Annotated in this window: 32 protein-coding genes; 1 reads left to right on the plus strand and 31 read right to left on the minus strand. The window is 59.1% G+C overall.

Annotated elements, in window-relative coordinates; translation table 11 throughout:
* Nucleotides 1–2: 2 nt before the first annotated feature.
* Entirely contained in the window at nt 3–1,226 is a 1,224-nt protein-coding gene (locus ABDB84_RS19340; protein ID WP_345921426.1) for an MFS transporter, read from the minus strand.
* A 194-nt stretch (nt 1,227–1,420) separates the two neighbouring features.
* On the opposite strand from ABDB84_RS19340, the gene uvrA reads away from it, so the two are divergent.
* A complete protein-coding gene (gene uvrA / locus ABDB84_RS19345) occupies nt 1,421–4,243 on the plus strand; it encodes an excinuclease ABC subunit UvrA (protein ID WP_345921427.1) in 2,823 nt (940 codons plus the stop codon).
* Between the two features lie 102 nt (nt 4,244–4,345).
* Here uvrA and rplQ read toward each other — a convergent pair whose 3' ends face one another.
* The 30 genes from rplQ to ABDB84_RS19495 form a co-directional block, all read right to left on the minus strand.
* Nucleotides 4,346–4,744: a 50S ribosomal protein L17 gene (rplQ, locus tag ABDB84_RS19350; protein ID WP_345921428.1), complete on the minus strand. Its 399-nt coding sequence runs from the start codon at nt 4,742–4,744 to the stop codon at nt 4,346–4,348.
* 44 nt (nt 4,745–4,788) lie between these two features.
* On the minus strand, nt 4,789–5,769 hold the full coding sequence (locus tag ABDB84_RS19355) for a DNA-directed RNA polymerase subunit alpha (protein WP_345921429.1): 981 nt from the start codon (nt 5,767–5,769) through the stop codon (nt 4,789–4,791).
* A 64-nt stretch (nt 5,770–5,833) separates the two neighbouring features.
* Nucleotides 5,834–6,463, minus strand: coding sequence for a 30S ribosomal protein S4 (rpsD, locus tag ABDB84_RS19360; protein ID WP_345921430.1), 630 nt, complete (start codon nt 6,461–6,463; stop codon nt 5,834–5,836).
* Between the two features lie 13 nt (nt 6,464–6,476).
* On the minus strand, nt 6,477–6,866 hold the full coding sequence (gene rpsK, locus ABDB84_RS19365) for a 30S ribosomal protein S11 (RefSeq protein ID WP_345921431.1): 390 nt from the start codon (nt 6,864–6,866) through the stop codon (nt 6,477–6,479).
* Between the two features lie 12 nt (nt 6,867–6,878).
* Nucleotides 6,879–7,241 carry a 30S ribosomal protein S13 gene (rpsM, locus tag ABDB84_RS19370; protein WP_345921432.1) on the minus strand — a complete coding sequence of 121 codons (363 nt, stop codon included), beginning with the start codon at nt 7,239–7,241 and terminating at the stop codon, nt 6,879–6,881.
* Between the two features lie 115 nt (nt 7,242–7,356).
* Nucleotides 7,357–7,470, minus strand: coding sequence for a 50S ribosomal protein L36 (gene rpmJ / locus ABDB84_RS19375; protein ID WP_345533788.1), 114 nt, complete (start codon nt 7,468–7,470; stop codon nt 7,357–7,359).
* Nucleotides 7,471–7,494: 24 nt separating this feature from the next.
* A complete protein-coding gene (gene infA, locus ABDB84_RS19380; protein ID WP_345921433.1) occupies nt 7,495–7,713 on the minus strand; it encodes a translation initiation factor IF-1 in 219 nt (72 codons plus the stop codon).
* A gap of 3 nt (nt 7,714–7,716) precedes the next feature.
* The gene (gene secY / locus ABDB84_RS19385) at nt 7,717–9,045 is read right to left on the minus strand and encodes a preprotein translocase subunit SecY (protein ID WP_345921434.1); all 1,329 of its coding nucleotides are present in this window, start codon (nt 9,043–9,045) and stop codon (nt 7,717–7,719) included.
* Nucleotides 9,046–9,068: 23 nt separating this feature from the next.
* The gene (rplO, locus tag ABDB84_RS19390; RefSeq protein ID WP_345921435.1) at nt 9,069–9,518 is read right to left on the minus strand and encodes a 50S ribosomal protein L15; all 450 of its coding nucleotides are present in this window, start codon (nt 9,516–9,518) and stop codon (nt 9,069–9,071) included.
* Nucleotides 9,518–9,700, minus strand: coding sequence for a 50S ribosomal protein L30 (rpmD, locus tag ABDB84_RS19395; RefSeq protein ID WP_345921436.1), 183 nt, complete (start codon nt 9,698–9,700; stop codon nt 9,518–9,520). Before rpmD ends, rplO begins: the two co-directional genes overlap by 1 nt.
* A 3-nt stretch (nt 9,701–9,703) precedes the next feature.
* Entirely contained in the window at nt 9,704–10,228 is a 525-nt protein-coding gene (gene rpsE / locus ABDB84_RS19400) for a 30S ribosomal protein S5 (RefSeq protein WP_345921437.1), read from the minus strand.
* 11 nt (nt 10,229–10,239) lie between these two features.
* Nucleotides 10,240–10,593 carry a 50S ribosomal protein L18 gene (rplR, locus tag ABDB84_RS19405; protein WP_345921438.1) on the minus strand — a complete coding sequence of 118 codons (354 nt, stop codon included), beginning with the start codon at nt 10,591–10,593 and terminating at the stop codon, nt 10,240–10,242.
* An 11-nt stretch (nt 10,594–10,604) separates the two neighbouring features.
* Nucleotides 10,605–11,138 carry a 50S ribosomal protein L6 gene (gene rplF, locus ABDB84_RS19410; protein WP_345921439.1) on the minus strand — a complete coding sequence of 178 codons (534 nt, stop codon included), beginning with the start codon at nt 11,136–11,138 and terminating at the stop codon, nt 10,605–10,607.
* Between the two features lie 10 nt (nt 11,139–11,148).
* Nucleotides 11,149–11,544: a 30S ribosomal protein S8 gene (rpsH, locus tag ABDB84_RS19415; protein WP_345921440.1), complete on the minus strand. Its 396-nt coding sequence runs from the start codon at nt 11,542–11,544 to the stop codon at nt 11,149–11,151.
* A 12-nt stretch (nt 11,545–11,556) separates the two neighbouring features.
* Nucleotides 11,557–11,862, minus strand: a complete 306-nt coding sequence (rpsN, locus tag ABDB84_RS19420; RefSeq protein WP_345921441.1) for a 30S ribosomal protein S14 — start codon at nt 11,860–11,862, stop codon at nt 11,557–11,559.
* Between the two features lie 7 nt (nt 11,863–11,869).
* Complete coding sequence (gene rplE / locus ABDB84_RS19425; RefSeq protein WP_345921442.1) at nt 11,870–12,409, minus strand: 50S ribosomal protein L5; 540 nt, start codon at nt 12,407–12,409, stop codon at nt 11,870–11,872.
* A gap of 9 nt (nt 12,410–12,418) precedes the next feature.
* Complete coding sequence (gene rplX / locus ABDB84_RS19430) at nt 12,419–12,736, minus strand: 50S ribosomal protein L24 (protein ID WP_345921443.1); 318 nt, start codon at nt 12,734–12,736, stop codon at nt 12,419–12,421.
* A 10-nt stretch (nt 12,737–12,746) separates the two neighbouring features.
* A complete protein-coding gene (gene rplN, locus ABDB84_RS19435; protein ID WP_345921444.1) occupies nt 12,747–13,115 on the minus strand; it encodes a 50S ribosomal protein L14 in 369 nt (122 codons plus the stop codon).
* 161 nt (nt 13,116–13,276) lie between these two features.
* Entirely contained in the window at nt 13,277–13,549 is a 273-nt protein-coding gene (gene rpsQ / locus ABDB84_RS19440; RefSeq protein WP_345921445.1) for a 30S ribosomal protein S17, read from the minus strand.
* On the minus strand, nt 13,546–13,740 hold the full coding sequence (gene rpmC, locus ABDB84_RS19445; protein ID WP_345921446.1) for a 50S ribosomal protein L29: 195 nt from the start codon (nt 13,738–13,740) through the stop codon (nt 13,546–13,548). Before rpmC ends, rpsQ begins: the two co-directional genes overlap by 4 nt.
* Before the next feature lie 2 nt (nt 13,741–13,742).
* The gene (rplP, locus tag ABDB84_RS19450) at nt 13,743–14,159 is read right to left on the minus strand and encodes a 50S ribosomal protein L16 (protein ID WP_345921447.1); all 417 of its coding nucleotides are present in this window, start codon (nt 14,157–14,159) and stop codon (nt 13,743–13,745) included.
* Nucleotides 14,143–14,931, minus strand: a complete 789-nt coding sequence (gene rpsC / locus ABDB84_RS19455; RefSeq protein WP_345921448.1) for a 30S ribosomal protein S3 — start codon at nt 14,929–14,931, stop codon at nt 14,143–14,145. The genes rplP and rpsC overlap by 17 nt, the downstream gene beginning before the upstream one ends.
* Nucleotides 14,932–14,940: 9 nt before the next feature.
* A complete protein-coding gene (gene rplV / locus ABDB84_RS19460) occupies nt 14,941–15,270 on the minus strand; it encodes a 50S ribosomal protein L22 (protein WP_345921449.1) in 330 nt (109 codons plus the stop codon).
* A 9-nt stretch (nt 15,271–15,279) separates the two neighbouring features.
* Nucleotides 15,280–15,555 (minus strand): 30S ribosomal protein S19, encoded by a 276-nt coding sequence (gene rpsS / locus ABDB84_RS19465; protein ID WP_345921450.1) that lies wholly within the window; start codon nt 15,553–15,555, stop codon nt 15,280–15,282.
* 9 nt (nt 15,556–15,564) lie between these two features.
* Entirely contained in the window at nt 15,565–16,392 is an 828-nt protein-coding gene (rplB, locus tag ABDB84_RS19470; protein WP_345921456.1) for a 50S ribosomal protein L2, read from the minus strand.
* Complete coding sequence (rplW, locus tag ABDB84_RS19475) at nt 16,389–16,697, minus strand: 50S ribosomal protein L23 (RefSeq protein WP_345921451.1); 309 nt, start codon at nt 16,695–16,697, stop codon at nt 16,389–16,391. The genes rplB and rplW overlap by 4 nt, the downstream gene beginning before the upstream one ends.
* On the minus strand, nt 16,694–17,314 hold the full coding sequence (gene rplD / locus ABDB84_RS19480) for a 50S ribosomal protein L4 (protein WP_345921452.1): 621 nt from the start codon (nt 17,312–17,314) through the stop codon (nt 16,694–16,696). Before rplD ends, rplW begins: the two co-directional genes overlap by 4 nt.
* A gap of 11 nt (nt 17,315–17,325) precedes the next feature.
* A complete protein-coding gene (rplC, locus tag ABDB84_RS19485) occupies nt 17,326–17,964 on the minus strand; it encodes a 50S ribosomal protein L3 (protein WP_345921454.1) in 639 nt (212 codons plus the stop codon).
* Between the two features lie 131 nt (nt 17,965–18,095).
* Nucleotides 18,096–18,407: a 30S ribosomal protein S10 gene (gene rpsJ / locus ABDB84_RS19490; RefSeq protein ID WP_345533810.1), complete on the minus strand. Its 312-nt coding sequence runs from the start codon at nt 18,405–18,407 to the stop codon at nt 18,096–18,098.
* A gap of 104 nt (nt 18,408–18,511) precedes the next feature.
* On the minus strand, nt 18,512–18,610 hold a 99-nt coding region (locus tag ABDB84_RS19495), incomplete at its 5' end, for an EF-Tu C-terminal domain-related protein (protein WP_080248470.1).

Genomic DNA, 18,610 nt, shown 5'->3' on the forward strand with positions numbered 1-18,610 from the left:
ACTCAGGCGACGGCGGCGTCGCTTCGATAGCCAGGGCGGCGCGGGAACTTCATGCCCAGGGCAATCAGCGCCCAGGCAAAAGCCAGCACGACCGTCATGCCATGAACGCCATTGGCGCCCCAATGTACCGCAATCCACCCACCTACAACACTGCCGCCCGCAACCCCCAGCGCCTGGGTGGTATTGAAGACGCCCATCGCCGCGCCACGCAGCTGCGCTGGCGCCGCACGCGACACCAGTGAAGGCAAAGAAGCCTCCAGGACATTGAAGGCGGCAAAAAACAGCAACAACATGACGATGATGCTGACAAAACTATGCATGCCCAGCAACAGGCCCAATTGGGCAATCAGCAAGAGCAGGATCGAACCGAGGAACACCGCGCGGGTGCGGCCGTGGCGCTCGGACTGCATGATCGCCGGAATCGCCAGCACGAAGCTGCCCAGCACCACCGGCAGGTAGATGTGCCAGTGCGCGCCCAGCTCGATGTGCTGCAGACTGACCAGCTCGCGCGGCACGACGAGGAACAGCGCGGTCTGCATCACATGCAGCGAGAAGATGCCAAAGTTCAGGCGCAGCAGACCCGTGTCATGCAAGGCCTGACTCAGCGGCAAGGGCTGCGGCGTGTGAGCCTGCTCCGGCACATCCGGCACCACGCTGTGCAGCAGTGGAATAGCCGCCAGCGCCAGCGCTGCAATCAGCAGGAACATGCCGCGCATGCCGATCCAGCCATAGAGCCCCGGCGCCGCCACCAGCGAGACCGAGAACACCAGGCCGATGGTTGAGCCAATCATCGCCATCACCTTGGTGCGATGCTGTTCGCGCGTGAGGTCGGCAGCCAGCGCCATCACCGCAGCCGAGATGGCACCGGCGCCTTGCAGGCTACGCGCCGCAATCATCCAGTAGATATCGGGCGCCCAGGCTGCCATCAAGGCGCCCAGCGCAAACAGCAGCAAACCGAAGGTAATCACCGGCTTGCGGCCAAAACGATCCGAGGCGTAGCCGAGCGGCAGGTAGAGGAAGGCCTGCACCAGCATGAAGATGCCGAAGGCCCAGGACACCAGCTGGAAGTTATCGCCCCCCGGCAGCGCGGACGCAAAAACGGTAAATACCGGCAGCACGAGGAACAGGCCCAGCATGCGCAAACCGAAGATCGCTGCGAGCGAGATGCCGACTCGCCATTCCTTGGCGGACATGCGATCAGGCGTTACGACGGATTCATGACTCATTGACAAGGGGCGAACATCGACCCGCACGCAAAGTGCCGCCGAAGCCGGACAGGGATGGAATAGCTTGCGATTTTAGCAGACTGCCCCGACTGCGGGCCGGCATTCGGGCGCCCGCGCGCTGGACGGAAGATTGCGCTTGGCCCTCAGCCCTGCGCAAAGTTATAGTTGCGGGTTACTCACGTGCAGACCCCCTCATGGAATGGATCAGGATTCGCGGCGCCCGGACGCACAATCTCAAGAACGTCAATGCCGACATTCCGCGTAACCAGCTGACGGTCATCACCGGTCTCTCCGGTTCGGGCAAGAGTTCGCTGGCTTTCGATACGCTGTACGCCGAAGGGCAGCGCCGCTACGTCGAGTCGCTGTCGGCCTACGCGCGGCAATTCCTGCAGCTGATGGAAAAGCCCGATGTCGATCTGATCGAGGGCCTGTCGCCGGCGATTTCCATCGAGCAGAAGGCGACCAGCCACAATCCGCGTTCCACCGTCGGCACGGTCACCGAGATCCACGACTACATGCGCCTGCTGTTCGCACGCGCCGGCACGCCGCACTGCCCGGATCACCAGCTGCCGCTGGAATCACAAACCGTCTCGCAGATGGTCGATCATGTGCTTGCGCTGCCCGAAGGCACTGGCGTGATGATCCTCGCGCCGGTGGTCAGCGAGCGCAAAGGCCAGCACGAAGAGCTGATCGCCGAGCTGCGCGCGCAAGGCTTCATCCGTCTGCGCGTCAATGGCGAGATCTGCGAGATCGACGCCGTGCCGGCCCTGGCCAAGACCAGCAAGCACAGCATCGACGTGGTGGTGGACCGCCTGCGTGTGCGCCCCGATTCACGCCAGCGCCTGGCCGAGAGCTTCGAAACCGCCCTGGCGCACGCCGAGGGGCGCGCCATTGCGCTGGAGATGGAGAGCGGCACCGAGCATCTGTTCTCGGCACGCTACGCCTGCCCGCAGTGCGGCTTCGTGGTGCAGGAACTCGAACCGCGCCTGTTCTCCTTCAACAACCCGGTCGGCGCCTGCCCGGAATGCGACGGCTTGGGCAGCCTGGAATTCTTCGATCCACAGCGCGTGGTCGCCCACCCCGAGCTGTCGCTCGCCTCCGGCGCGATCCGCGGCTGGGACAAGCGCAACCAGTTCTACTTCCAGATGCTGCTGGGGCTGGCCAGCGCCTATGACTTCGATGTCGAAGCGCCTTTCGAGTCGCTCAGCGAGGAAGTGCGCCAGGTCGTGCTGTTCGGTTCGGGCACGCGCAAACTGCCCTTCAAGTACCTCTCCGAATCCGGCCGCATGGTCACCAAGGAGCACAGCTTCGAAGGCATCGTGCCGAATCTGGAGCGTCGCTACAAGGAAACCGATTCTGTGGTCGTGCGCGAAGAGCTGGCCAAGTACCGCAGCGTGCAGGCCTGCCCGGCCTGTGGCGGCAGCCGCCTGCGCCGTGAAGCGCGCTTCGTGCGCATCGGTACGCGTACCTTGCCCGAACTGGGCAACCTGCCGATCGGCCAGTGCCGCGACTATTTCCAGAATACCCAGCTCACAGGCAACAAAGCGCAGGTGGCGGACAAGGTGATGAAGGAAATCGTCACCCGGCTGCAGTTCCTGATCGATGTCGGGCTCAATTATCTGAGCCTCAACCGCAGCGCTGACACCTTGTCGGGCGGCGAAGCACAGCGCATCCGCCTGGCTTCGCAAATCGGTTCGGGCCTCACCGGCGTCATGTACGTGCTCGACGAGCCTTCAATCGGCCTGCACCAACGTGACAATGATCGCCTGCTGGGCACCCTGCAGCGCCTGCGCGACATCGGCAATACGGTGATCGTCGTCGAACATGATGAAGACGCGATCCGCATGGCTGATTACGTCATCGATATGGGTCCGGGCGCCGGCGAACACGGCGGCGAAATCGTCGCCATGGGCCTGCCCGCCGAAGTCGCCGCGAATCCGCAATCGGCGACAGGCGCTTATCTGTCCGGCCGCCGCAGCATCGAAGTGCCGGCCCAGCGCCGAGCGCCAGACGCTGAGCGCATGCTGCGCCTCAGTGGTGCGCGCGGCAATAATCTCAAAGATGTCAGCATGGCCTTGCCGGTTGGCCTGATGACCTGCGTCACCGGCGTTTCCGGCTCGGGCAAATCCACCTTGATCAACGACACCCTGTATGCCGTCGCAGCGCGTGCCATCAATGGCTCGTCCATCGAGCCGGCGCCTTACGCGCAAGTCGAGGGACTGGAGTTCTTCGACAAGATCATCAGCGTCGATCAGTCCCCGATTGGCCGCACGCCGCGCTCCAATCCGGCCACCTACACCGGCCTGCTGACGCCGATCCGCGAACTGTTTGCCGGCACGCCGGAAGCACGCACGCGCGGCTACGAGCCGGGGCGCTTCTCCTTCAACGTCAAGGGCGGGCGCTGTGAAGCCTGTCAGGGCGACGGCATGCTGCGCGTGGAGATGCACTTCTTGCCGGACGTCTTCGTGCCCTGCGATGTCTGCCACGGCAAGCGCTACAACCGCGAAACCCTGGAAGTACGTTACAAGGGCCGCAATATTGCCGAGATTCTGGAGATGACGGTCGAAGACGCACAGCGCTTCTTCGAAGCCGTGCCCGGCATCGCGCGCAAGCTCGACACCCTGATCGAAGTCGGCCTCGGCTACATCCGCCTCGGCCAGAGCGCGACCACACTGTCGGGCGGCGAGGCGCAACGCGTCAAGCTGGCGCTCGAACTCTCCAAGCGCGACACCGGCCGCACCCTGTTCATCCTCGACGAGCCAACGACGGGTTTGCACTTCCAGGACATCGAGCTGCTGCTCAAGGTGCTGCAGCGCCTGCGCGACGCCGGCAATACCATCGTGGTGATCGAACACAATCTCGATGTGATCAAGACCGCCGACTGGCTGATCGATCTGGGCCCGGAAGGCGGCAACGGCGGCGGCGAGATCCTCGTCTCCGGCACGCCGGAAACCGTCGCCGAGCATCCGCTCAGCCACACCGGCCGCTACCTCAAGCGCATCCTCGCCAAAGCCTGAACAACAGCGCTTTGGCGACGCAGCAGATAGTCGGCAATCACTTGCGACAGACGAAAAAAAGCCCGCACGCAGCGGGCTTTTTCTTGAAGCTTGCAGCAGTGCTTACTCAGCCACCACTTCACCGCTCACCACTTCGCCGCCTTCAGGACGGTCCAGCAGTTCGACGTAAGCCATCGGAGCCTTGTCGCCAACGCGGAAACCACACTTCAGGATACGCAGGTAACCACCATTGCGTGCCGAGAAACGCGGGCCCAGTTCGTTGAAGACCTTGACGACCATGTCACGGTCACGCAGGCGATCGAAAGCCAGACGGCGATTTGCCAGGCTGGGCTTCTTGCCGAGGGTGATGATGGGTTCAACAACGCGACGCAGTTCCTTTGCCTTCGGCAGCGTGGTCTTGATGACCTCGTGACGCAGCAAGGAGTTGGTCATGTTGCGCAGCATCGCGAGGCGATGGCTGCTGGTGCGATTGAGTTTGCGGAGTCCGTTACCGTGACGCATTTTATTTTCCTTATGCCCTGTGTCAGCTCAGTGCCAACCGAGCTTCAGCTGAGTTTTTCCAGCCCTGCGGGCGGCCAGTTTTCCAGTTTCATGCCCAGCGTGAGACCACGCGAAGCAAGCACATCCTTGATCTCGTTGAGCGACTTGCGACCCAGATTCGGCGTCTTGAGCAGCTCGGTCTCGGTGCGCTGGATCAGATCACCGATGTAGTAAATGTTTTCAGCCTTCAAGCAGTTGGCCGAACGCACCGTCAGCTCCAGATCATCGACCGGACGCAGCAGGATCGGGTCAATGCTCGGCGCACGCGGCGCTTCTGCAGCAACCGGCGTACCTTCGAGGTCAGCGAACACCGACAGCTGATCCATCAGCACGCGAGCGGCGTAGCGAATCGCTTCTTCCGGCTCGACTGCACCGTTGGTTTCGATATCGATCACCAGACGATCCAGGTCGGTACGCTGCTCAACACGAGCGCTCTCGACTTGGTAGCTGACACGGCGCACGGGGCTGAACGAAGCGTCCAGCATCACGCGACCGATGGTCTTGCTTTCAGCCGACACCGGACGGGCATTGCCGGGCACATAGCCACGGCCTTGCTCGATACGGATCTGCATGTCCAGCTTGCCACCCGGTGCCAGGTGAGCGATCACGTGGTCCGGATTGACGATCTCGACATCATGCGACAGCTCGATATCCGAGGCCTTGACAACACCTTCGCCAGACTTGGACAGGCGCACCACGGTATCGGTACGGCTGTGCAGCTTGAACACCACACCCTTGAGGTTGAGGAGGATGTCGACGACATCTTCACGCACACCGTCAATGGTCGAGTACTCGTGCAACACGCCATCAATCGACACTTCCGTAGCCGCATGGCCGGGCAGCGACGACAGCAGGATGCGACGCAGCGCATTGCCCAGCGTGTGGCCATAGCCACGTTCAAACGGTTCCATCACCACCTGGGCATGCACCGGAGAAACGTTCTGGACGTCAATGATGCGTGGCTTCAACAGGCTGTTACTCTGCATTGCTTATCCTTCTTGAAGGAATCTTTGAGGACAAGGAGAACGGGATCAAACAACTCGCGCTGTATTAGCGCGAGTACAGTTCGACCACAAGGCTCTCGTTGATGGTCGAGGGCAGTTCCGCACGTTGCGGGTAAGCCTTGAACACACCCTTGCCAGCCTTGGCATCCACTTCCAGCCATTCCGGGAAGCCACGGCCTTCAGCCGCTTCCAGCGCAGCCTTCACACGCAGATGACCCTTGGTCGACTCTGCCAGCTGAACCACATCACCCGGGCGCAGCGTGTAGGAAGGAATATTCACGCGCTTGCCGTTGACCAGCACGCCGTTGTGGCGAACCACTTGACGCGCTTCTGCACGCGAAGCACCGAAGCCCATGCGGAACGCCACAGCGTCCAGACGGCCTTCCAGCAGTTGCAGCAGGTTTTCACCGGTCTGACCCTTCTTGCGGTCAGCTTCGAAGTAGGTCTTGCGGAATTGACGCTCGAGCACGCCGTAGATACGACGGATCTTTTGCTTTTCACGCAGCTGCTGACCGTAACCGGACAGACGCTGACCAGATTTTTGACCATGCTGTCCAGGAGCGTATGCACGACGCTCGATTGCGCACTTGTCGGTGAAACACTTTTCGCCCTTGAGGAAGAGCTTTTCACCTTCGCGACGGCACTGACGGCACTTGGGGTCGAGATTGCGGGCCACTATTTACTCCTTCTTAGATGCGGCGGCGCTTCGGCGGACGGCAGCCGTTGTGCGGGATCGGGGTGATGTCGGTGATCGACGTAATCTTCAGGCCCAGCGCGTTGAGCGCACGGACAGCGGATTCACGACCAGGACCAGGGCCCTTGATACGCACTTCCAGATTCTTGACACCGCACTCCTGGGCAGCCTTGCCGGCGGCTTCAGCAGCCACCTGCGCAGCAAACGGCGTGCTCTTGCGGGAGCCCTTGAAGCCGGCCCCACCCGAGGTAGCCCACGACAGGGCATTGCCCTGACGGTCGGTAATCGTAATGATCGTATTGTTGAAGGAAGCGTGAACGTGGGCGATACCCTCGGCAACGTTCTTCTTGACCTTCTTGCGAACCTTCGCAGCAGTCTTAGCCATGTTTATTCCTGATTACTTCTTGCCAGCGATCGTCTTGCGCGGACCTTTGCGGGTACGCGCATTCGTGCGGGTGCGTTGCCCACGGCACGGCAAGCCGCGACGATGACGCACACCACGGTAGCAGCCCAGATCCATCAGACGCTTGATGTTCATGGTCACTTCACGGCGCAGGTCACCCTCAACCGTGAACTTACCCACTTCATCACGCAGACGTTCCATCTGCTCTTCTGTGAGATCCTTGACTTTGGCGCTGCGCGGCACACCCGCGGCATCGCACACCTTCTGAGCACGCGTGCGACCAACGCCGTAGATGGCGGTCAGCGCAATTTCTGCGTGCTTGTGGTTCGGAATGTTTACACCAGCAATCCGGGCCATGACTTTTAACCTTTTCTTGTGACCTGTGTTGGCCTTGCAGCCACCGCGTCTTTTCGCCTAAAACTAAAGGCGCAAGAAGCGAAACACAAAATTATAACAGACTTGTGTTCGTCAATCAACCTTGACGCTGCTTGTGGCGCGGATCTTCACAGATCACACGGACCACGCCCTTGCGGCGGATGATTTTGCACTTGCGGCAAATCTGCTTGACCGAAGCTTGTACTCGCATTTTCCAACTCCTCAACAATCTTTCTCACTTGGCGCGGAAGGTAATCCGCCCCTTGGTGAGGTCATAGGGTGTCAGCTGAACTGTCACCTTGTCGCCCGGTAGAATCCGGATGTAATGCATGCGCATCTTGCCGGAGATGTGGCCCAACACCATGTGGCCATTTTCCAGCTTGACCTTGAAGGTCGCGTTAGGCAGGGTTTCTGTCACTTCCCCCTGCATCTCGATCATATCTTCCTTCGACATAGCTCACTTCGCTGGCAGCGCCGTACCACCCTTGAAATTCGCCTTCTTGAGCAAGCTCTCGTACTGATGAGACATCACGTAAGCCTGCACCTGAGCCATGAAGTCCATGGTCACCACCACGATAATCAGTAGTGAAGTGCCGCCGAAATAGAACGGTACGTTGAACTTCAGAATCAGCAACTCGGGCAACAAGCACACCAGCGTGACGTAGATTGCACCAATCAAAGTCAGACGCATGAGGATGCGGTCGATGTAACGAGCCGTCTGATCACCGGGACGAATCCCGGGCACGAAGGCACCTGATTTCTTCAGATTGTCAGCCGTTTCCTTCGAGTTGAAGACCAGGGCCGTATAGAAGAAACAGAAGAACACGATTGCTGCCGAATACAGCAGGATGTACACCGGTTGTCCCGGCGACAGGCCTCCTGCAATGTCCTTCAGCCAACGCATGCTTTCGGAGCTACCAAACCATTGTGCTGCCGTAGCCGGGAACAGAATGATCGACGATGCAAAGATCGGCGGAATCACACCCGACATATTCAGCTTCAGCGGCAAATGCGAACTTTGACCGCCGTAAACCTTGTTACCCACCTGACGCTTGGCGTAGTTGACCAGGATCTTGCGCTGGCCGCGTTCCACGAACACCACACCCGCCGTCACTGCACCAATGGCTGCCACGATGAGAATCGCAATCAGCGGATTCATCGCACCGGTATGAACCAGTTCAAACAAGCCGGCGACAGAGCTCGGCAGATTCGCCGCGATACCACTGAAGATGATGATCGAGATACCGTTACCGACACCGCGCTCGGTGATCTGCTCACCCAGCCACATCAGAAACAGCGTACCCGTCACCAGCGTCGTCACCGTGGTGATGGTGAACATCAAACCAGGATTCAGAACCAAACCTGCTTGTTGCTCCAGCATCACCGAAATGCTGATCGCCTGGAACAGCGCCAAAGCCACGGTTCCGTAGCGCGTGTACTGCGTCATCTTGCGGCGCCCTGCCTCACCCTCTTTCTTGAGGGCTTCCAGCGTCGGCGATGCGATCGTCAGCAATTGCATGATGATCGAGGCCGAGATGTACGGCATGATGCCCAGCGCAAAAATCGTGAATCGCGACAGTGCACCACCCGAGAACAGGTTGAGCACGCCGAGAATGCCGCCCTTTTGCGAATCGAAAAGGCGCGTCAGCTGATCCGGGTCGATACCCGGCACAGGGATGTGCGCACCAATCCGATACACCACAAGCGCGCCCAGCAAAAACAGCAGGCGCTTCTTGAGGTCCGCAAATTTACCGCCTTTAGCCTGCAATGCAGTCTGGTTAGCCACGTAAGCTGTCCCGATTCGCCAACTTAAGCCGCAGCGGCGATATCAGCAACCGAGCCACCCGCTGCTTCGATTGCAGCACGCGCACCCTTGGTTGCACCCACGCCCAGCAGCTTGACTGCACGGCTGATTTCGCCGGACAGGATCACCTTGGCCGACAGCACATCAGCAGGCACGACACCCGCTTGCTTGAGGGCGAGCAGATCGATTTCATCGATCGGCAGGTCGTTGATTTCAGACAGACGAACTTCGACATTGCGGCCAGCCGTCAGCGACACAAAGCCGCGCTTGGGCAGACGACGCTGCATCGGCATTTGACCGCCTTCGAAGCCAACCTTGTGGAAACCGCCAGCGCGCGACTTCTGACCCTTGTGGCCGCGGCCACAAGTCTTGCCCAGGCCGCTGCCGATACCACGACCCACACGCCGTTTGGCATGCGTCGCGCCGTCAGCGGGCTTCAGCTTGTTCAGTTCCATCACACACTCCACTTCAGCAGGTAGGCGATCTTGTTGATCATGCCGCGCACTTCGGGCGTATCAGCAAGTTCCACCGTATGGTTCATACGACGCAGCCCGAGGCCACGCACCGTTGCACGGTGCGATTCCTTGGTGCCGATGATGCTCTTGACGAGCGTCACACGAATCTTCTTGTCGGCCATTTCTTAACCCCGGATCTCTTCCACCGTCTTGCCGCGCTTGGCAGCAATCTGGGCAGGCGTGTTGATCTTGAACAGGCCGTCCAGCGTGGCACGAACGACGTTGTAAGGATTGGTCGAGCCCAGACACTTGGCGATCACGTCGGTCACGCCCATCACTTCGAAGACTGCGCGCATGGCGCCGCCTGCGATGATGCCGGTACCGCTCGGAGCCGGTTGCATCAGGACCACCGAAGCGCCGTGACGACCGATCACCGTGTGATGCAGCGTACCGCTCTTGAGGGGCACCTTGCCCATCTTGCGGCGTGCTTCGTCCATCGCCTTTTGCACCGCAACCGGCACTTCACGCGACTTGCCCTTACCCATGCCGACGGCACCATCACCATCGCCCACCACGGTCAGTGCTGCGAAACCGAGAATCCGGCCGCCCTTCACCACCTTGGTAACGCGATTGATGGAGACCATCTTTTCGCGAAGACCATCATCACGCTCTTCGGATGCCTGGGGTTTCTTTGATTGTTGCTTAGCCATTATTCTCTCGCTTAGAACTGGAGGCCGCCTTCACGAGCCGCTTCGGCAAGAGCCTTGACGCGACCGTGATACTGGAAACCGGCACGGTCGAATGCGACCGACTGGACACCTGCTGCCACCGCGCGCTCGGCAATCAACTTGCCAACCACCGTAGCTGCAGCCACATTGCCGCCATTGGCGACCTGACCGCGCACTGCCGGCTCGACCGTCGAGGCCGAAGCCAGCACCTTGGAGCCGCAGTCGGAAATGACCTGTGCGTAGATATGCAGGTTTGAACGGTAGACCGTCAGACGGGCAACCTTCAGCTCGGCGATACGGGCGCGAGTTTTGCGGGCCCGGCGCAAACGTGCTTCTTTTTTGTTCATAAAGTCCGCCCTTACTTCTTCTTGGTCTCTTTGATGACCACAACTTCGTCGGAATAACGCACACCCTTGCCCTTATACGGCTCAGGAGCACGGTAGGCGCGCACTTCTGCAGCAACCTGACCAACTTGTTGCTTGTCGACACCCTTGATGATGATCTCGGTTTGCGTCGGCGTTTCAACCTTCACACCGGCAGGCATTTGATGCACCACCGGATGCGAGAAGCCCAGCGACAGATTCAGCTTGTCACCCTGAGCTTGCGCACGGTAACCCACACCAACCAGGTTGAGCTTGCGCTCGAAACCCTTGCTGACGCCGGTCACCATGTTGTTGATCACCGCACGCGTCGTACCCGACAGTGCGTTGGCATTATCTGCGCCATCGATGGGCTTGACGACCAGGCTTGCGCCTTCGCGAACAACCGTCACCGACGGGTGGATGGAGCGCTGCAGCGTACCGAGCGCACCCTTCACCACAATCTCGCTTCCAGCGATGGTTGCTTCAACGCCCGCAGGCAGAGCAACCGGATTCTTAGCAACACGCGACATGTTCTTCCCCTTACGCGACGATGCAGAGAACTTCGCCGCCGACATTGCTGGCGCGCGCACGACGGTCCGTCATCACGCCGGACGGCGTGGACACAATCGCCACACCCAGACCGTTCATGACGCGCGGCAGCTCGTCGCTACCCTTATAAACACGCAGGCCGGGACGGCTCACGCGTTCAATGCGTTCGATAACAGGACGACCTGCGTAGTACTTGAGTGCCAGGTGCAGTTCGCTCTTGGCAGCCTCGCCACGCACGGCGAAATCATCGATATAACCTTCGTCCTTCAACACTTTGGCGATTGCAATCTTCAGCTTGGATGAAGGCATCGAAACAGAGGCCTTCTCCGCCAGCTGCGCATTGCGAATGCGCGTCAGCATATCGGCGATCGGATCGGACATACTCATTCTTCGATCTCCTTACCAGCTCGCCTTGGTCATGCCAGGGATTTCACCCCGGAATGCGGCTTCACGAATCTTCAGACGGCACAGGCCGAACTTGCGGAACACACCACGCGGACGGCCCGTAATTGCACAGCGGCTACGCTGACGGGTCGGCGCGGCGTTACGCGGCAGTTGTTGCAACTTCAAACGTGCAGCTTGTCGCTCTTCGTCAGACAACGAGGCATCGTTGATGACATCGGTCAGCTGCTTGCGCTTGGGCGCATACTTTTCAGCCAGCTTGCGACGCTTTTCATCACGATTGATCAGAGACAGTTTTGCCATGTGAGCCTCAGTTCTTGAACGGGAACTTGAACAACGCCAGCAGCGCACGCGCTTCAGCATCATTCTTCGCGGTCGTCGTGATGCTGATGTTCAGCCCACGCAGTGCATCGATCTTGTCGTACTCGATCTCGGGGAAAATGATCTGCTCTTTCACACCGAGATTGTAGTTGCCACGACCATCAAAACCCTTGCTCTGGATACCGCGGAAATCGCGGATACGCGGCATGGCAATGGTGATCAGGCGATCGAGGAACTCAAACATGCGCGGACCACGCAGCGTGACCATGCAACCAATCGGGTAACCTTCGCGGATCTTGAAACCTGCGATGGACTTCTTGGCCTTGGTGGTCACCGGCTTTTGGCCAGCGATCTTGGTCAGATCACCCAGCGCATGCTCCAGCACCTTCTTGTCGCCAATCGCTTCACCCACACCCATATTGAGGGTGACCTTGGTGATGCGCGGCACTTCCATGATGGACTTGTAGCCAAACTGCTTGAGCAGCTCGGGCGCTACAGTTGCCTTGTAATAGTCTTGAAGACGGGCCATGACAATTCCTTATGCGCTGACCAGTTCGCCGTTAGACTTGAAGAAACGCACCTTGCGGCCATCCTCCAGCGTCTTGAAGCCAACGCGATCCGCCTTTTGGGTGGCCGCATTGAACAGCGCAACATTCGAAACATGGATCGGCATTTCTTTCTCGACAATGCCACCCACCTGACCTTTGACCGGATTCGGCTTGACGTGCTTCTTGACGCGATTGACGCCTTCGACAACAACATACTCAGCCGACACGCGCAGCGTGATCGTGCCGCGCTTGCCCTTGTCCTTGCCAACCAGGACGATTACTTCGTCCCCTTTACGGATCTTGTCCATCCTGAGCTCCTCAGAGAACTTCCGGCGCCAGCGACACGATCTTCATGAAGCGCTCGGTACGCAATTCACGCGTAACCGGCCCGAAGATACGAGTGCCAATAGGCTCCAGCTTGTTGTTGAGCAGCACAGCGGCGTTCTTGTCGAACTTGATCAAGGAACCGTCCGGGCGACGCACGCCCTTGGCAGTACGCACGACCACAGCGCTGTACACATCACCCTTCTTGACACGCCCACGGGGCGCTGCATCCTTGATGCTGACCTTGATGATGTCACCCACGCCCGCATAGCGACGCTTGGAACCACCCAGCACCTTGATGCACATCACCGAACGCGCGCCGGTGTTATCGGCGACGTCGAGAATCGACTGCATTTGGATCATTTTTTAAACTCCATCCAACTTGGCGCGCCTACGAAGAAGCACCCAGTCTTGGATCCCGTTCGGGAAATTGCCCCCACAAATTCGTGAGGAGATGAGCAGACTATTATAAGCCGACTTTTAAATCTGTTGCAAGTGGGCTGTTAAAAAACAGCCCACTTTTCTTACAGGCCTTGAGCTTTCTCGACGACCTTGGTCACGCGCCAGCTCTTGGTCTTGGAAATCGGGCGGCATTCCTCGATCTCGACCAGGTCACCTTCAGCAGCAACGCCGCCTTCAACGTGAGCATGGTACTTGTTCGAACGAATGATCACCTTGCCGTAGAGCGGATGCTTGACGCGGCGCTCGATCAGCACCGTCACCGTCTTGTTCATCTTGTCGCTGACGACACGACCAACCAGGGTGCGGCGCACCGTCGTTTGGATTTCTTCACTCATTGCTTCACCGCCTTTTCACGCTGGATGGTGCGCACACGAGCGATGTCACGACGGACACGGCCCAGCTGTGCGTGATTCGCCAACTGCTGCGTGGCGTGTTGCATGCGCAGGGAAAACTGTTCCTTGAGCAGACCGAGCAATTCGGTCTGCAGCTCTTCGGCGCTCTTCGAACGCAGATCACTTGCATTCATGATCAAACTCCCACATGCCGCGTGACAAACGCGGTCTCGATCGGCAGCTTGGCTGCGGCCAGACGGAACGCCTCGCGCGCCAGCACTTCATCAACGCCGTCCATCTCGTACAGCACCTTGCCCGGCTGGATTTCAGCAACCCAGTACTCCGGATTACCCTTACCGTTACCCATACGGACTTCGGCAGGCTTCTTGGAGATGGGTTTGTCCGGGAAGATGCGGATCCAGATACGACCACCACGCTTGATGTGACGCGACATCGCACGACGAGCGGACTCGATCTGGCGGGCGGTCAGACGGCCACGGCCAATTGCCTTCAGACCGAACTCACCGAAGCTCACGGCTGCACCACGGGTTGCGACACCCTTGTTACGGCCCTTTTGCTCCTTGCGGTACTTCCTTCTATTCGGCTGCAGCATCGCTCGCTCCTGCTGTCTTCACACCTGCGCCCTTGCGCACAGTGCGGCGCGCGGCGGGCTTGCCGTCACCCTCGTTACGCGAGGGGCGGCGACCACGACGGGCCTCGTTATCATTTGCTTCCGGTGCAGCTGCGGCTTCACCGCGGCCGACGTACTCACCCTTGTACACCCAGACCTTGATGCCGATCAGGCCATAGGTCGTACGTGCTTCTGCCGTGCCATAGTCGATATCGGCGCGCAGCGTGTGCAGCGGCACACGGCCTTCGCGATACCACTCGGTACGTGCAATCTCGGCGCCGTTCAGACGACCCGAGCTCATGATCTTGATGCCCTGGGCACCCAGACGCATGGCGTTCTGCATCGCACGCTTCATGGCGCGGCGGAACATGATGCGCTTTTCAAGCTGCTGGGCAATCGAATCAGCGATCAACTGTGCGTCGATTTCCGGCTTGCGGATTTCTTCGATGTTGACGTGAACCGGCACACCCATGATCTTTTGCAGATCGCTCTTGAGCTGCTCGATATCCTCGCCCTTCTTGCCGATCACCACACCCGGACGCGCGCTGAACACCGTGATACGGGCGTTCTTGGCCGGACGCTCGATGAGCACACGACCCACTGAAGCGTGCGAGAGCTTCTTCGAAAGATGTTCGCGGACCTTGATGTCCTCTTGCAGCATGCGGCCGAAGTTCTGGCTGTTGGCGTACCAGCGCGAGCTCCAGTTACGCGTGACCGCGAGGCGGAAACCGGTCGGATGAATCTTCTGTCCCATGATTTCCCCTTATTCCCCGACAGTCACGAAAATGTGGCAGGTTTGCTTCTCGATGCGATTGCCACGACCCTTTGCACGGGCAGTGAAACGCTTCAGGGAAGCACCCTTTTCGACATAGATCGTCTTGATCTTCAGGGCGTCGATATCGGCGCCGTCGTTGTGCTCGGCGTTGGCAATCGCGGACTCCAGAACCTTCTTGATAATCGTTGCACCCTTTTTCGGGGAGAACGCCAGAATGTTCAGGGCCTGATCTACAGGCTTGCCGCGCACGAGATCGGCCACCAGACGACCCTTTTGGGCCGACAGGCGTACGCCGCGCAGAATGGCATTAGTTTCCATGATCACCTCTTACTTCTTGGCCTTCTTGCTGGCGGCGTGACCCTTGAAGGTCCGCGTCAGCGCGAATTCGCCGAGCTTGTGACCGACCATGTTTTCAGAAACATAGACGGGGATGTGTTGACGACCGTTATGCACGGCAATCGTCAAACCCACGAATTCCGGAAGAACGGTCGAACGGCGCGACCAGGTCTTGATCGGGCGCTTGTCGTTGGAACTTACTGCAGCATCCACTTTCTTGATCAAGTGGGCGTCTACAAAAGGTCCTTTTTTAATAGAACGAGCCATGACTACCCCTTAACGCTTGTGACGACGCTGCACGATCATCGTATCCGTGCGCTTGTTGCTACGCGTACGATAACCCTTGGCCGGCGTACCCCACGGGCTCACCGGAACACGGCCTTCACCCGTACGACCTTCACCACCACCATGCGGGTGATCCACCGGGTTCATGGCAACACCACGAACCGTCGGACGGATACCACGCCAACGTTGCGCACCGGCCTTACCGATCTTGCGCAGGTTGTTCTCTTCGTTACCGACTTCACCGATGGTGGCGCGGCAATCGACGTGGACACGGCGAATTTCACCCGAGCGCAGACGCAGCTGAGCGTAAGTGCCGTCGCGTGCCAGCAGCTGCACCGAGGTGCCTGCCGAACGCGCAATCTGAGCACCCTTGCCGGGCATCATTTCAACGCAGTGGATCGTGCTACCGACCGGGATATTGCGGATCGGCAGAGCGTTACCCGACTTGATCGGTGCTTGCGAGCCGCTCAGGATTTCCTGACCCACCACAGCGCCACGCGGGGCGATGATGTAACGGCGCTCACCATCCTTGTACAGGACCAGCGCGATGTGGGCGGTACGGTTCGGATCGTATTCAATACGCTCGATCTTGCCCGGGATGCCGTCCTTGTTGCGCTTGAAATCAACTAGGCGATAGTGTTGCTTGTGACCGCCACCGATATGACGCGTGGTGATGCGGCCGTTGTTGTTGCGGCCGGCAGTCTTGGACTGGCTTTCGACCAGCGAAGCCACAGGGCGACCCTTGTACAGATTCGGGGTAACGACCTTGACCAGACCACGACGACCCGGGGATGTCGGCTTGACTTTGACCAGCATTATGCTGCCCCCCCTTCAACGAAATTCATTTCCTGACCCGGCTTGAGGCAGACGAAGGCTTTCTTCCAGCCCTTGCGCTGACCCGTGCTCTTGCCGAAACGCTTGACCTTACCCTTGACGTTCAGGGTCTGCACAGACTTGACTTCAACCTTGAACAGCAGCTCAACAGCCGCCTTGATTTCAGGCTTGGTCGCATCCGATGCAACACGGAAGATCACTTGCTCATTCTTGTCGGCCACATACGTAGCCTTTTCCGAGACCTGCGGTGCGAGCAGCACCTGCAGCAGTCGCTCCTGGCTGAAGCTCATTGCCACACCTCTTCCATTTTTGCGACCGCAGCACGGGTGATCAGCACACGCGGGAAGCGAACCAGGGAAACCGGGTCAGCTTCGTGGGCGGCAAGCACCAGCACATTGGGCAGATTGCGGGACGACAGAAACAGGTTTTCGTCGATCTCGTCGGTGATCACGAGCACCGACTCAACACCGTAACCCTTGAGCTTTTGCGCGAAGAGCTTGGTCTTCGGTGCTTCAGGCGACAGGTTTTCGACGACAGCGATGCGATCTTCACGCACCAGCTGCGACAGGATCGAAGCCATACCAGCACGGTACATCTTGCGATTGACCTTCTGGCTGAAGTTTTCGTCCGGACGATTCGGGAAAATGCGACCACCCCCACGCCACAGCGGCGAGGAGCTCATACCAGCACGCGCATTACCCGTACCCTTCTGGCGGAAAGGCTTCTTGGTCGTGTGCGACACTTCGCCACGATCCTTTTGCGCACGATTACCCGAACGCGCATTGGCTTGATAAGCCACCACGAGCTGGTGAATCAGCGCTTCATTGTATTCACGACCGAACAGCGCGTCCGACGCTTGCAGCGTCGAAGCAGCCTGGCCTTGATCATTGATCAGCTTGAGTTCCATGGCGTCTCCGATCAACCTTTAACAGCCGGACGAACGATCACGTCGCCGCCGTCATGACCGGGCACTGCGCCCTTGACGAGAAGCAGGCCGCGCTCGCTATCGACGCGCACCACTTCCAGATTTTGCACCGTACGCTTCACATCACCCAGGTGGCCCGTCATGCGCTTACCCGGGAAAACACGACCCGGATCCTGCGCCATACCGATAGAACCCGGCACGTTGTGGCTACGCGAGTTACCGTGCGAAGCACGGTTCGACGAGAAGTGGTGACGCTTGATAACGCCGGCATAACCCTTACCAAGGGTCGTACCCGTCACATCAACCTTCTGACCGACTGCGAAGATTTCGATACTGATGACATCCCCTGCCTTGTAGGCACTGACTTGCTCAGCAGTCAGGGGGAATTCGCGCAGAATGCTGCCTGCCTCGACACCCGCCTTGGCGAGATGTCCGGCCAGCGACTTGTTCACGCGAGATGCGCGGCGAGTGCCGTATGCAACCTGAATGGCGGAATAACCGTCCACATCAGGCGTCTTGATCTGGGTCACGCGATTGTTCGACACGTCAAGCACTGTCACCGGAACGGACACGCCGTCCTCGGCAAAAATGCGAGTCATGCCGACCTTGCGACCGACAAGGCCTAGACTCATTTTTTTCTCCTATGACCCGGTTTCGATTGACCGGATCGCCATTAAAACAACTACAAATGACGCACCCAAAAAGACAGAATGCGCGAAGCCCGCAATTCTAGCGGGTTTCCACGAGCAAATGCAAGCGATGTTTATTGCAGCTTGATTTCGACATCCACGCCAGCCGGCAGGTCCAGCTTCATCAGCGCGTCAACCGTCTTGTCGGTCGGGTCGATGATGTCCATCAGGCGTTGGTGGGTGCGGATTTCGAACTGGTCACGCGAAGTCTTGTTCACGTGCGGCGAACGCAGGATGTTGAAACGTTCGATGCGGGTCGGCAGGGGCACCGGGCCACGCACGACAGCGCCAGTGCGCTTGGCCGTATCCACGATTTCCAGTGCAGACTGGTCGATCAGGCGATAGTCGAAGGCCTTGAGGCGGATACGGATTTTCTGGTTTGCCATGATTTTTCCTAAAGAGCGAAAGAGCAAAAGCGCAGCCGAGTGTCACGACAAACGACTGCAAACAAAAGGCGACGGATCACGCGATCCGTCGCAGGGACGACATATTACTCGATAATCTTCGCGACGACACCTGCGCCGACGGTACGACCGCCTTCACGGATGGCGAAACGCAGACCTTCTTCCATGGCGATCGGCGCGATCAG

Origin of the sequence: Uliginosibacterium sediminicola, from assembly GCF_039631295.1 — a bacterium.
Lineage (GTDB): Bacteria > Pseudomonadota > Gammaproteobacteria > Burkholderiales > Rhodocyclaceae > Viridibacterium > Viridibacterium sediminicola.

Coding starts and splice junctions, on each gene's coding strand:
- rplN (WP_345921444.1), bottom strand. CDS start 13,115: ATGATCCAAATGCAGTCGATTCTCGACGTCGCCGATAACACCGGCGCG.
- rplP (WP_345921447.1), bottom strand. CDS start 14,159: ATGCTGCAGCCGAATAGAAGGAAGTACCGCAAGGAGCAAAAGGGCCGT.
- infA (WP_345921433.1), bottom strand. CDS start 7,713: ATGTCGAAGGAAGATATGATCGAGATGCAGGGGGAAGTGACAGAAACC.
- rplE (WP_345921442.1), bottom strand. CDS start 12,409: ATGGCCCGTCTTCAAGACTATTACAAGGCAACTGTAGCGCCCGAGCTG.
- rpsJ (WP_345533810.1), bottom strand. CDS start 18,407: ATGGCAAACCAGAAAATCCGTATCCGCCTCAAGGCCTTCGACTATCGC.
- rplC (WP_345921454.1), bottom strand. CDS start 17,964: ATGAGTCTAGGCCTTGTCGGTCGCAAGGTCGGCATGACTCGCATTTTT.
- rpsM (WP_345921432.1), bottom strand. CDS start 7,241: ATGGCCCGGATTGCTGGTGTAAACATTCCGAACCACAAGCACGCAGAA.
- rpsE (WP_345921437.1), bottom strand. CDS start 10,228: ATGGCTAAGCAACAATCAAAGAAACCCCAGGCATCCGAAGAGCGTGAT.
- rplW (WP_345921451.1), bottom strand. CDS start 16,697: ATGAGCTTCAGCCAGGAGCGACTGCTGCAGGTGCTGCTCGCACCGCAG.
- rpsS (WP_345921450.1), bottom strand. CDS start 15,555: ATGGCTCGTTCTATTAAAAAAGGACCTTTTGTAGACGCCCACTTGATC.
- ABDB84_RS19340 (WP_345921426.1), bottom strand. CDS start 1,226: ATGAGTCATGAATCCGTCGTAACGCCTGATCGCATGTCCGCCAAGGAA.
- rpsK (WP_345921431.1), bottom strand. CDS start 6,866: ATGGCTAAGACTGCTGCGAAGGTTCGCAAGAAGGTCAAGAAGAACGTT.
- rpsH (WP_345921440.1), bottom strand. CDS start 11,544: ATGAGTATGTCCGATCCGATCGCCGATATGCTGACGCGCATTCGCAAT.
- rplF (WP_345921439.1), bottom strand. CDS start 11,138: ATGTCGCGTGTTGCTAAGAATCCGGTTGCTCTGCCTGCGGGCGTTGAA.
- rplV (WP_345921449.1), bottom strand. CDS start 15,270: ATGGAAACTAATGCCATTCTGCGCGGCGTACGCCTGTCGGCCCAAAAG.
- rpsQ (WP_345921445.1), bottom strand. CDS start 13,549: ATGAGTGAAGAAATCCAAACGACGGTGCGCCGCACCCTGGTTGGTCGT.
- rplX (WP_345921443.1), bottom strand. CDS start 12,736: ATGGACAAGATCCGTAAAGGGGACGAAGTAATCGTCCTGGTTGGCAAG.
- rplD (WP_345921452.1), bottom strand. CDS start 17,314: ATGGAACTCAAGCTGATCAATGATCAAGGCCAGGCTGCTTCGACGCTG.
- rplQ (WP_345921428.1), bottom strand. CDS start 4,744: ATGCGTCACGGTAACGGACTCCGCAAACTCAATCGCACCAGCAGCCAT.
- rpsC (WP_345921448.1), bottom strand. CDS start 14,931: ATGGGACAGAAGATTCATCCGACCGGTTTCCGCCTCGCGGTCACGCGT.
- rplO (WP_345921435.1), bottom strand. CDS start 9,518: ATGGAACTGAACAAGCTGAAGCCCGCTGACGGCGCGACGCATGCCAAA.
- rpsN (WP_345921441.1), bottom strand. CDS start 11,862: ATGGCAAAACTGTCTCTGATCAATCGTGATGAAAAGCGTCGCAAGCTG.
- rplR (WP_345921438.1), bottom strand. CDS start 10,593: ATGAACAAAAAAGAAGCACGTTTGCGCCGGGCCCGCAAAACTCGCGCC.
- uvrA (WP_345921427.1), top strand. CDS start 1,421: ATGGAATGGATCAGGATTCGCGGCGCCCGGACGCACAATCTCAAGAAC.
- rpmD (WP_345921436.1), bottom strand. CDS start 9,700: ATGGCCGACAAGAAGATTCGTGTGACGCTCGTCAAGAGCATCATCGGC.
- ABDB84_RS19355 (WP_345921429.1), bottom strand. CDS start 5,769: ATGCAGAGTAACAGCCTGTTGAAGCCACGCATCATTGACGTCCAGAAC.
- rpmJ (WP_345533788.1), bottom strand. CDS start 7,470: ATGCGAGTACAAGCTTCGGTCAAGCAGATTTGCCGCAAGTGCAAAATC.
- rpmC (WP_345921446.1), bottom strand. CDS start 13,740: ATGAATGCAAGTGATCTGCGTTCGAAGAGCGCCGAAGAGCTGCAGACC.